The sequence below is a fragment of the Micromonospora parastrephiae genome (genome assembly GCF_016802865.1).
Classification (GTDB): domain Bacteria; phylum Actinomycetota; class Actinomycetes; order Mycobacteriales; family Micromonosporaceae; genus Micromonospora; species Micromonospora parastrephiae.
This window is the reverse complement of sequence record NZ_JAEVHM010000199.1, coordinates 1-9,684: the sequence shown is the minus strand read 5'-3', so window position 1 is coordinate 9,684 and position 9,684 is coordinate 1. Positions and strand designations below refer to the sequence as shown.

Genomic DNA, 9,684 nt, shown 5'->3' with positions numbered 1-9,684 from the left:
GGCAGCCGCATCGGACGCACGTCGCGGTAGCCGAGCATCGCGAGGACACCCCGGTCGGCCAGCACGTACCGTCGGCCCAGGTCGGTGACCACGGACACCGTGCCGCCGGGCGCTCCGGGCGCGGCGGCGCTCGACCACCGCGCCGCTGCCCGGCTCCACCACCACGTGGTCGGCCAGGACCACGCCACCGGCCGGCGCGGTCCGTGGCACGGCCGCCAGGTCGGCAGCGGTACGCCCCAGCGCACCTCGCCCACCCCGCCGTCGTCGCCGACGCGCGTGCAGAGCCCGGCGCGTCTCCCGCCGCCAGCCGGGGCGGGGCCGGTGGTGGGGCCGTCGGGCCGCTCGGGGTCAGGTCGGACACCGTGGGCAGCGCGGCGAACTGACCGAGCGTCATCGGTGCGGGCTCGCCCTGCGCGGTGCTGGCCAGCAACAGGCCGGCCTGCAACTCGGTGATCCCGGCCAGCCCGGCGTCGAGCGCCACCGCGTACTGCCGACCGCCGCCGGAGTTGCGCACGAGGTAGACCTGGCCGACCGTGGCGCCCGCCACGCCGGTGCTGGGTCTGCCGAGGTCGGGCAGGTCGAGCGGCGCCAGGTCGACGCCGGCGGGCAGGGAGTTGAGCAGAGCGGGCGCCACCGGCACCGCGCGCGTCCGGGTGGTGGCCAGGGCCGCCAGCACCCGGTTGGCGTCGCGGACCAGATAGCGCCGCTGATGCCAGACCAGGTGCAGCCCACCATCGGGATGGCGCAGCAGCAGCGCGTCGTCGCCCAGTGGCCGCCCGCCGCCGGGTTCGGTGCCGATCAGCAGCGCGGAGCGGGGCGGCTCACCGCCCGCACCGGCCGGGACCGCCGAGCAGACCGTCCACGCGGTGGTCGCCAGGCGGGCAGCGGCGGGCAGCGAATCCGGTGCGTCGGCGATGCCCAGCGGCAGCCCGCGCGGCACCCCGTCGATGGAGCGTCGGGAGACGAGCACGGTCTTCGACCGGTCGGCGCCGACGATCAGCAACGCCGAGGCGTAGTTGAGCACCGGGTGCAGCTTCTGTTCGCGGTAGACGAACCGGGCACCGGACTCCTTCTCGACGATCACCGCGCCCGGGTCGCGCCACCCCTTGCCGCCGCCGGCGAACAGCCCGTAGAGCGCCGAGCCGCCCAGCCCGATCGCCGCGACCAGGACACTGGCCAGGCCGGCGCCCGCCAGCCGCCGAAACGGCGACTGCGCGGGGTCGGTCTCCCGCATGACCAGGGCGGCGACCGCCCGCTGGACGCTGAACTGGTAGGAGTGCAGCTGGTCCTGCCGCGACGGCATGAGGTCCCTTCCCGCTGGATCGGCCGGGCACAGAATATGCGTTGCGTCGATGTCCCGTGGACCCTGCGTGGCCGCCGCGGCCCCGACGGGTACCATCCGGGGACGAATCCGGCGGCGAGAGGGCACCGTGGGCGCGCGTTTCGAAGAGCTGGCCTGGCGGGAGACTCCGATCGGCGAGATCAGCCTGCGCCGGCGCCTCGACCCGGCATTGCAGGTCGAGGTGTACGAGGTCAAGCTCGACGACGAGTACCTGATGTCCAGCCTCTTTCCGGTCGCGGAGATCGAGCTGGCCCGGCTGGGCCTCGCCGAGCTGGCCGGCGACGCGCTGGACGTGGTGGTCGGCGGCCTCGGCCTCGGCTACACGGCCAAGGCCGCGCTGGACGACCCGAGGGTGCGGTCGCTGCTGGTGGTCGAGGCGATCGAGGATGTCATCGACTGGCACCGGCGAGGGCTGTTGCCGTTCACCGCGGGGCTCGCGGAGGACCCGCGGACCCGGTTCGCGCGGGCCGACTTCTTCGCGGCGGTCGCCGGGGACACCGGCTTCGACGCCGATGCGCCCGGCCGGCGGTTCGACGCCGTGCTGCTCGACGTCGACCACTCCCCGCGCAACGTGCTGCACGCCAGCCACGCCGCCTTCTACACGTCGGAGGGGCTACGCCGGCTGGCCGCGCTCCTGCGCCCGGAGGGGGTCTTCGCGCTGTGGTCGGACGACCCGCCGGACGCCGGTTTCACCGCGACGCTCACCGAGGTGTTCGCGACGGCGCGGGCGCACGTCGTGCCGTTCGCCAACCCCCTGACCGGTGGCCGGTCCGCGAACACCGTCTACGTCGCCCGCGCCACGGTCTGAAGACCGACCGGTTCGTCGCACCACCCGGGCATGGAGTGGGCGGGACCGGGTAGGTGAAGCGGGGGGCCGCCGCATCGCGCCGCGGCCGGTCACGGAGGTCGAGATGCGTGCCATGCTCTGGGTCGTCGGCGTCGTCGCTGGCGTGCTGATCCTGCTCGGGCTCCTCCTGGAGGCGGTGCGGTGGCTGATCATCATCGGGCTGATCGCGCTCGTCGTGGTGATCGTGCTGGGTGTGATCAAGGGACGGCAGGTCATGCAACACCAGTCCCGGCGGCGCTGAGCCGCGCCGGTCGGCTCAGAACCACTCCGCGCGCATGTCGAGGGCCGTCCGGTCCCGGCTGTCCAGCAGGTCGAACTGCGGGCCGGTGCGGGGCAGTTCGACCGTGAGGAAGTAGCGGGCGGCCTGCCGCTTGCCGGCGTGGAACGCGTCGCCGGCCTCCGCCGACGGCAGCGCCAGCACCTGCTCCAGCCACATCCACGCCACCACGACGTGCCCGACGGCCTCCAGGTAGACGCTCGCGTTGGCCAGCGCGAGCACCGGGTCACCGTCGGCCCAGAGCCGGCGCGTCACCGCGACCACACGGTCCACCGCGCCGGCGAGCCGGTCGGCCCACTCGCCGGTCCCCCCTCCGAGCCGCCGGGCCCGCGCGACGGTGTCCCGGATCGTTCCGGTCAGCAGGGCGAGACCCGCGCCGCCGCGCATGGTCATCTTGCGTCCGAGCAGGTCCAGGGCCTGAATGCCGTGGGTCCCCTCGTGGATCGGGTTGAGCCGGTTGTCCCGGTAGTGCTGCTCCACGTCGTGGTCGCGGGTGTAGCCGGCACCACCGAGCACCTGGATCGCCAGGTCGTTGGCGACCAGGCACCACTGCGACGGCCAGCTCTTGGTGATCGGGGTGAGCACCTCCAGCAGCAGGTGCGCCCGCTCGCGGTCGGCGTCCGCCGGTGCGGTCTTCTCCTCGTCGAGCAACCGCGCGCAGTAGAGCACCAGGGCCAACGCCCCCTCCACGTAGCTCTTCTGGGCCAGCAGCATCCGCCGTACGTCGGGGTGGTCGATGATCGGCACCTGCGGCGCGGCGGGGTCCTTGGCGCCGACCGGCCGGCCCTGCGGTCGTTCCCGGGCGTACGCCAGGCTCTTGAGGTAACCGGTGTAGCCCAGCGCGGTGGCGCCGGCCCCCACGCCGATCCGGGCCTCGTTCATCATGTGGAACATCTGGGCCAGCCCCTGGTGCGCGGCGCCGACGAGGTGGCCCACCGCCCCGGGACGCCCGTCCGGGGTGTGCTGACCGTCGCCGAAGTTGAGCAGGGTGTTGGTGGTGCCCCGGAAGCCCATCTTGTGGTTGAGTCCCGCCAGCACCACGTCGTTGCGCTCGCCCAGCGACCCGTCCGGGCCGACAAGCATCTTCGGCACGATGAACAGCGAGATCCCCTTCACCCCGGGCGGCCCGCCGGGGATCCGCGCCAGCACCAGGTGGACGATGTTCTCGGCCAGCTCGTGGTCACCGCCGGAAATCCACATCTTGGTGCCGAAGAGCCGGTACGTGCCGTCCGTCTGCGGCTCGGCGCGGGTGGTGATGTCGGCCAGTGAGCTGCCCGCGTGCGGCTCGGACAGGCACATGGTGCCGAAGAACCGACCGTCCAGCATCGGCCGGACGTACGTGTCGACCTGTTCCGCGCTGCCGTACGTCAGCAGCAGGTTGGCGTTGCCCAGGGTGAGCATGGGGTACGCGGAGGTGGCCACGTTGGCGGCCTGGAACCAGGCGAAGCAGGCTGCCGCGACGGCGTGTGGCAGTTGCAGGCCCCCGACCGCCTCGTCCAGCCCGGCCGTGAGCAGACCGGTACCGGCGAAGTTGTCCAGCGCCGTGCGGACCTGCGGGATCAGCCGCACCCGCTGCCCGTCGAAGGTGGGCTCGGTGAGGTCGGCGGCCCGGTTGTGCGGGGCGAACTGCTCGGTGGCCACCCGCTCGGCGAGGTCCAGCGCGTCGTCGAAGGTCTCCCGGGAGTGCTCGGCGTAGCGGGGACGCTCGACGAGGTGCGACACCCGCAGCCAGTCGTACAGCAGGAAGTCCAGGTCGCGGCGGGAGAGCAGGGTGGACGGCACGGTACTCCTCAGCGGGCACGGGGGTGTGTCGGTGTGGGCGGCGGCCCGGCGTCGCTCCGGCCCATAGTGGCGGATCGACGGGGGGGCACACCACCGCCGCCGGCGGACGTGCGCCGGGAGCGGGACGTTGTCGTACCGGCCGGCTAGTGTCCCTGCCCGTGACCGCACCCGGAGATGTCGACCCCGAGGTCCTCGACCGGCTGCGCCCGATCTGCCGCGGGCTGCCGGAGAGCTACGAGGAGCCGGCCTGGGTGGGCACCCGCTGGCGGATCCGCAAGCGGACCTTCGCCCACGTGCTCACCGTCGACCCCGTCCGCCAGGCGGTGCATGCGCGCGCCGCCGCGCTCGACCGGCCCGCCTGTCTGCTGATCTTCCGGTCGCCGCCGGACGAGATCGCCGGTCTCCTGGGCTGCGGGCACCCCTTCTACAAGCCGGACTGGGGTCCGACCGTGCTGGGCATGGTCGTGGACGGCGACACCGACTGGGACGAGGTCGGCGAACTGCTCACCGAGAGCTACTGCATGCTGGCGCCCAAACGGCTCGCCGCGCTGGTCGACCGACCCGCGTGAGCGCCGGCGGTGCCCGCCGGGCCGGCGTTTCACCGGGCCCGGCCCGGGGATACCGCGCCAACGGTGGCCGGGGCCGTCGGCCACCGACGGGAGCCGGAGACGCCGCGGGCGCGTGAGGAGCGGACCCATGTCGATGCTTCCCAGCGAGGAGGATCCTCGGTTGACGCCGGTGCTCGCCGAGGATCGGGTGTGCACGGGCGTGACCACGCTGCGGGGGCGGGTATTCCTGAGCTATCCGTCGGCGGACGGGCCGGGCGTGCAGGTGGTGGAGGCGCTGCCGGACGGCGGTCGCAATCCGTACCCGGATGCCGCGTGGAACCAGACAGGCCGGTCGCCAGAAGGCGCGTTCGTCCACGTCAACGGGCTGCGTGCCGGCCCGGACGGCCGGCTGTGGATCGTCGACTCGGGAGCACCGCAGCTCGGCGGCCAGCAGGTGCCCGGCGGCGCGCGGCTCGTCGTGGTCGACGTGGACGGCGACCGGGTGGACCGGATCTACCGCCTCGATGCGGCGGTGCGTCCGAGCAGCTACGTCGACGACGTCCGGTTTCACGGCGGCATCGCGTACCTCACCGACGCGGGCGCGCCCGGCCTCATCGTGCTGGATCTCGACTCGGGCCGGTGCCGGCGGGTGCTGGACGGGCATCCGAGCACGGTGGGTGGATCTCTGGGCGCCGATGGCCGGGCACTGCGGGATCCCGCCGGCGCGGAGGTGCACCTGCACGCCGACCAACTGGAGGTGTCGCCGGACGGGCGGTGGCTGTACTACCAACCCGCCTCCGGTGGCATGTCCCGGATCGGCACCCGGTGGCTGGACGACCCGTCGCTGTCCCCGGACGAGCTGGCCCGTCGGGTGGAACGGTGGTGCGACACGCCCAGCACCGGCGGCACGGCGATCGACGCCGCCGGCACCATCTATCTCAGCGACGTACAACGGCGACGCGTCCTCGCCCTGGCGCCGGATCGCAGCGTACGCACGCTCGTCGCGGACCCCCGTCTCTCCTGGGTGGACGCGATGTGGCTCGACGCCGACGGCCACCTCTGGATGCCGGCGGCCCAGCTGCACATGACCGCCGGGCTCAACGGCGGGCGCTCGGCCGTCGACTATCCGATCCGGATCTACCGGATGCCGGTCGACGCCGGCCCATCCCCGGCGGACCACGCCTGAGCCACCGAGCGAGGCGGGCGCGACGGCGTCGTCGTCGATATCCTGCCTCGCATGCATCGAAGCCGTGTGTACGCGTTGCTGATCGACGCGCCCGAGGCGGAGGCGGCCCGGGCCGCCCGGTTCTGGTCGGCGGCGTTGGGCGTCAGCACCCAGTCCGACCCCACCGAGCCGCAGTTCGTCGGCCTGCACGAGGCGCTGCCGGGGCTGGTCACGGCCGTGCAGGCGGTCGACGACGCGCCGCGCTACCACCTCGACATCGAGACCGATGACGTGGCGGCCGAGACCGCCCGGCTGATCGACCTGGGCGCCACGGAGGTGTCGCAGTGGCTGGAGTGCCGGATCCTGCGGGCGCCCGGTGGGCATCTGCTGTGCGTGCTGCCGGTGGCGAGCCCGCCGGAGGTGTTCGCGGCGCAGGCCCGCAGCTGGTCCTGAGCCGTCGGGCTGTCACAGGGTGGCGCTAGCGTCCCGAGCATGGCTGATTTCGTGCTGGTGGCGGGGGCGTGGCTCGGGTCGTGGGCGTGGGACGAGGTGGTGCCGCCGCTGCGCGCGGCCGGGCACGGCACCTGTCCGCTGACCCTCTCCGGCCTGGCCGAGAGGCGGGAGGTGCCCGCCGGGCAGCAGACGCACGTGCAGGACATCGTCGGTGAGATCGAGCGTCGGGGTCTGCGCGACGTGGTGCTGGTCGGGCACAGCTACTCGGGCATCCCGGTGGGTCAGGCCGCCGAGCGGATCGGTGACCGGCTGAGCCGGGTGGTCTTCGTCGACGCGGAGGTGCCGGTCGACGGCGGGTCGTTCGCGTCCGGCTGGTGGCAGGGCCCGGCGGTGTTCGAGGCGCTGATCGCCGACAACGGCGGCTACTGGCCGCCGCTCGGCGCGGCCGACCTCGACGGTCAGGGCCTCACCGACGCGCAGGTCGATCGACTGGTCGCGGGCTGCACCCCGCACCCGGGAGCGACGCTGACCGAGCCGGCCGTGCTCGGCCGCCCGCTGGGTGAGTTGCCGGCGACGTACATCAAGTGCCTGCTCGACGGCCCGGAGCCCAACGACGCGGTGGCCGCGTTGCTGACCAGCGAGCACTGGCGTCTGGTCACCATGGACACCGGCCACTGGCCGATGTTCTCCCAGCCGACCGAACTGGCGCGGGTGCTGCTGGAGGCGGCCGGCTGACCGGCGGTCATCCCGCCGCCTCGCCGAGGCTGGCGATGCGGCGCACCGGCGAGGCGAGCAGCCAGAGCACGGCGAGGGTGCCGCCCAGCCCGGCGACGACCAGGGTCGGCCGCAGCCCGATGGTGGTGCCCAGTGCGCCGCCGACCAGCGCGCCCAGTGGCCGGATGCCGTAGTTGACGGCGCTGTACGCACCGGCCCGACGGCCACGCGCGTCGTCGGGCGTGACCGCCGTGAGCAGGGCGTTGAGGTTGACGTCCATCAGCATCACCCCGAAGCTGGAGACCAGCTCGATACCCGCCAGCATGGCCACCTTCGCCCAGGTGGGTCCGGTGATCAGCGCGGTCAGCGCCAGCGGTGCGGGAAACAGCACCACGCCGATCATCGCGGTGCGGCCCAGGCCGATGGCCCGTGAGATGCGGGGGGCCAGCGCCGCGCCGGCCAGCCCGCCGAGCGCCCCGCAGCCGAAGGCGACGCCGATCACGCCGGCGGACAGGTCGAGCTCACGGCTGGCGTAGAGCACCAGCAGCGCGGAGGCGATGAAGGTGAAGAAGTTGACCGTGCTGGTACAGCCGAGCGCGGCGCGCAGCACCGGGTAGCGCAGCACCAGCACCAGCCCCTCGCGGACCATGGCGAGAGTGGACGATCGACGCGGCGGCGGGGGTGACTCGGTCACCGGGATGCGACGCAGCAGCAGCGCGGAGGCGAGAAAGGACACCGCGTCGACGACGATCGCCACCGGCGCGGTCAGCACCTGGACAAGCGCGCCGCCGACGGCCGGGCCGGCGATGAACGACAGGGATCGGCTCATGCTCAGCTTGCTTGTCGCGTCCACGTACGCCGATCGCGGCACCAGGGCGACGAAGAACGCCTGGCGTCCCAGGGCGAACAGCACCGCCGCGGCGCCGGTGAGCAACGCGACCAGGTAGAGCTGGGTGAGGGTGAGCGCGCCGAGCAGGTAGGCCACGGGCAGGCTGAGCAGCACCGCCGCGCGGACCAGGTCCGCGATGATCAGGAGTCGACGTTTGTGGGTGCGCTGGTCCACCCACGCGCCCAGGAACAGGCCCAGCAGGTTGGGCAGCCAGATCAGCGCGGTGAGGACACTGACCTGCACCGGTGTCGCGGCGAGCAGGGAGACGGCGATCAGTGGCAGGGCCAGTTCGCTGATCCGGTCCCCGAACTGCGAAATCGTCTCGCCGAGCCAGAAGGTGCGGAACCGCCGGTCGCGGTGCAGAGCCGGCGGGGGCGCGGTGTCAACGGTGGTCATGACGCGGGCCGATCATCGCCGGGCTCGGGCAGCAGGTAGCGCAGCATCCGCACGACCTGCGCGCCGTCCGGTGGCGTCTCGTCGTTCTTGCGCCGCACGTACGGAGCGAGCAACTCCTCGACCGCGGTCTCCAGCTGCCGCAGCTCGTCGGGCGTGGCGACGAACCGCGTGTCGGCCACCCCGGCCACCGCACGCCACTCGTCGTCGAGTCGAGGCTCGTCGTGCAGCAGCCACTGCTGCGGCGCCTCGGCGTACCGGGCGAACATCTCACCGCGCAGCTGCCGGCCGGCGGCCTGTCCCTCGGCGTCGTCGGGCAGCGTGAAGCGGAAGCCACGGGCGGTTGCCTGCCACCAGCGTTCCCGCTTGCTGCCAGCGCCCTCCGCGTCGGTGACCAGGCCGAACGTGGCGAGGTGCCGCAGGTGCCAGCTGACCACCGACGGTGTGGCGCCGACGTGCGGCGAGAGCCCGGTGGCGGTGGCCGGGCCGTGTCGCTGGAGTCGGTCGAGGATGGCCAGCCGGACCGGATGGGCCAGTGCCCGCAGCGCCTGCGGCTCGGTGATCTCGAAATCCCCGTACGGATTCTTGAGAGGCATGTTTCGAAAGTAGTCTCTCAGGTTGTGTGAGGCAACCCCGTCAGCTCACCCCCAGCCGAGCCAGCGGCTCGACCAGCTCGCGCTCCTCGTAGCTGAGGTGCGACAGCAGGGCGTCGGTCAGCAGGTTCACCGCGGCGCGCAGCTCGGCCAGCCCGTCCGGCGCTCCGACGTACGCGACCAGCGCGCGGTCGACACCCTCCAGCACGTCGTGGATGACGTGGTGCTCCTGCTCGAGCCGGTCGATGACCGGACGCAGGCGGGGGTCGGCCCGCCGCAGACGAGGGAAGAGCGCCTGGTCCTCGATGGTGTGGTGGGTGGTGACGATGCGGCAGTACGACTCGCAGTAGGCACCGAGCGTCCACCGGTTCTGCCGCATGGTCATCGTGTTGATCTGGGAACGGGCGGCGCCGGCGTCGATCTCACCGGCCGCGACCTGCTCGATGAGCTCGTGGATCTGGGCCAGCTCGCCCCGCAGCCCGTCGTGCACCTGCACCAGATGCTGACCGGTCGCCTGCTCGTGCGCGGTGTAGGTGCGCGTGGGGTCGGGCGCGGGCCCGGTCGGGCGGGCCGACTCGTCCCACACCTGGCGGTCACTGAGCCGCCGGCCGTCGTCGGGGGTCGGCACCACGGCGAAGGCGCCGCCGGTGACCTTCGGGCGGGCCGCGGGCGGCCGGGGTC

10 protein-coding genes and 1 pseudogene are annotated in these 9,684 nt (G+C 73.2%); 6 read left to right on the top strand and 5 right to left on the bottom strand.

All coding sequences use genetic code 11. The annotated features are described in order from the left end of the window. Positions 1–1,303 (bottom strand): annotated as a pseudogene (gene eccB, locus JNW91_RS26470) (type VII secretion protein EccB); the annotation flags it as partial. Between the two features lie 127 nt (positions 1,304–1,430). On the opposite strand from eccB, the gene JNW91_RS26465 reads away from it, so the two are divergent. Both JNW91_RS26465 and JNW91_RS26460 read left to right on the top strand, forming a co-directional pair. Further along, complete coding sequence (locus JNW91_RS26465) at positions 1,431–2,150, top strand: polyamine aminopropyltransferase (protein WP_203178098.1); 720 nt, start codon at positions 1,431–1,433, stop codon at positions 2,148–2,150. Between the two features lie 103 nt (positions 2,151–2,253). Continuing rightward, positions 2,254–2,430 (top strand): hypothetical protein, encoded by a 177-nt coding sequence (locus tag JNW91_RS26460; protein ID WP_203178097.1) that lies wholly within the window; start codon positions 2,254–2,256, stop codon positions 2,428–2,430. A 15-nt stretch (positions 2,431–2,445) separates the two neighbouring features. On the opposite strand, the gene JNW91_RS26455 is transcribed toward JNW91_RS26460, so the two are convergent. After that, positions 2,446–4,248: an acyl-CoA dehydrogenase gene (locus JNW91_RS26455; RefSeq protein WP_203178096.1), complete on the bottom strand. Its 1,803-nt coding sequence runs from the start codon at positions 4,246–4,248 to the stop codon at positions 2,446–2,448. Between the two features lie 158 nt (positions 4,249–4,406). Between JNW91_RS26455 and JNW91_RS26450 the strand changes: the two genes are divergently transcribed. The 4 genes from JNW91_RS26450 (at position 4,407) to JNW91_RS26435 (ending at position 7,149) form a co-directional block, all read left to right on the top strand. After that, positions 4,407–4,817 (top strand): MmcQ/YjbR family DNA-binding protein, encoded by a 411-nt coding sequence (locus JNW91_RS26450; protein WP_203178095.1) that lies wholly within the window; start codon positions 4,407–4,409, stop codon positions 4,815–4,817. 127 nt (positions 4,818–4,944) lie between these two features. Continuing rightward, complete coding sequence (locus tag JNW91_RS26445; protein ID WP_203178094.1) at positions 4,945–5,982, top strand: L-dopachrome tautomerase-related protein; 1,038 nt, start codon at positions 4,945–4,947, stop codon at positions 5,980–5,982. A 51-nt stretch (positions 5,983–6,033) separates the two neighbouring features. Continuing rightward, on the top strand, positions 6,034–6,414 hold the full coding sequence (locus JNW91_RS26440; protein ID WP_203178093.1) for a VOC family protein: 381 nt from the start codon (positions 6,034–6,036) through the stop codon (positions 6,412–6,414). A 39-nt stretch (positions 6,415–6,453) separates the two neighbouring features. Next, a complete protein-coding gene (locus JNW91_RS26435) occupies positions 6,454–7,149 on the top strand; it encodes an alpha/beta fold hydrolase (protein WP_203178091.1) in 696 nt (231 codons plus the stop codon). 7 nt (positions 7,150–7,156) lie between these two features. On the opposite strand, the gene JNW91_RS26430 is transcribed toward JNW91_RS26435, so the two are convergent. The 3 genes from JNW91_RS26430 to JNW91_RS26420 all read right to left on the bottom strand — a co-directional run. Further along, positions 7,157–8,413, bottom strand: coding sequence for an MFS transporter (locus JNW91_RS26430; protein ID WP_203178090.1), 1,257 nt, complete (start codon positions 8,411–8,413; stop codon positions 7,157–7,159). Continuing rightward, positions 8,410–9,006, bottom strand: a complete 597-nt coding sequence (locus JNW91_RS26425; protein ID WP_203178089.1) for a helix-turn-helix domain-containing protein — start codon at positions 9,004–9,006, stop codon at positions 8,410–8,412. Before JNW91_RS26425 ends, JNW91_RS26430 begins: the two co-directional genes overlap by 4 nt. A 40-nt stretch (positions 9,007–9,046) precedes the next feature. After that, positions 9,047–9,684: hemerythrin domain-containing protein (locus JNW91_RS26420; RefSeq protein ID WP_203178088.1), on the bottom strand; the 638-nt coding region annotated here is incomplete at its 5' end.

Excerpts from the sequence above, each read along its gene's own strand:
- JNW91_RS26460 (WP_203178097.1), top strand. The coding sequence starts at position 2,254 with ATGCGTGCCATGCTCTGGGTCGTCGGCGTCGTCGCTGGCGTGCTGATC.
- JNW91_RS26435 (WP_203178091.1), top strand. The coding sequence starts at position 6,454 with ATGGCTGATTTCGTGCTGGTGGCGGGGGCGTGGCTCGGGTCGTGGGCG.
- JNW91_RS26430 (WP_203178090.1), bottom strand. The coding sequence starts at position 8,413 with ATGACCACCGTTGACACCGCGCCCCCGCCGGCTCTGCACCGCGACCGG.
- JNW91_RS26425 (WP_203178089.1), bottom strand. The coding sequence starts at position 9,006 with ATGCCTCTCAAGAATCCGTACGGGGATTTCGAGATCACCGAGCCGCAG.
- JNW91_RS26445 (WP_203178094.1), top strand. The coding sequence starts at position 4,945 with ATGTCGATGCTTCCCAGCGAGGAGGATCCTCGGTTGACGCCGGTGCTC.
- JNW91_RS26440 (WP_203178093.1), top strand. The coding sequence starts at position 6,034 with ATGCATCGAAGCCGTGTGTACGCGTTGCTGATCGACGCGCCCGAGGCG.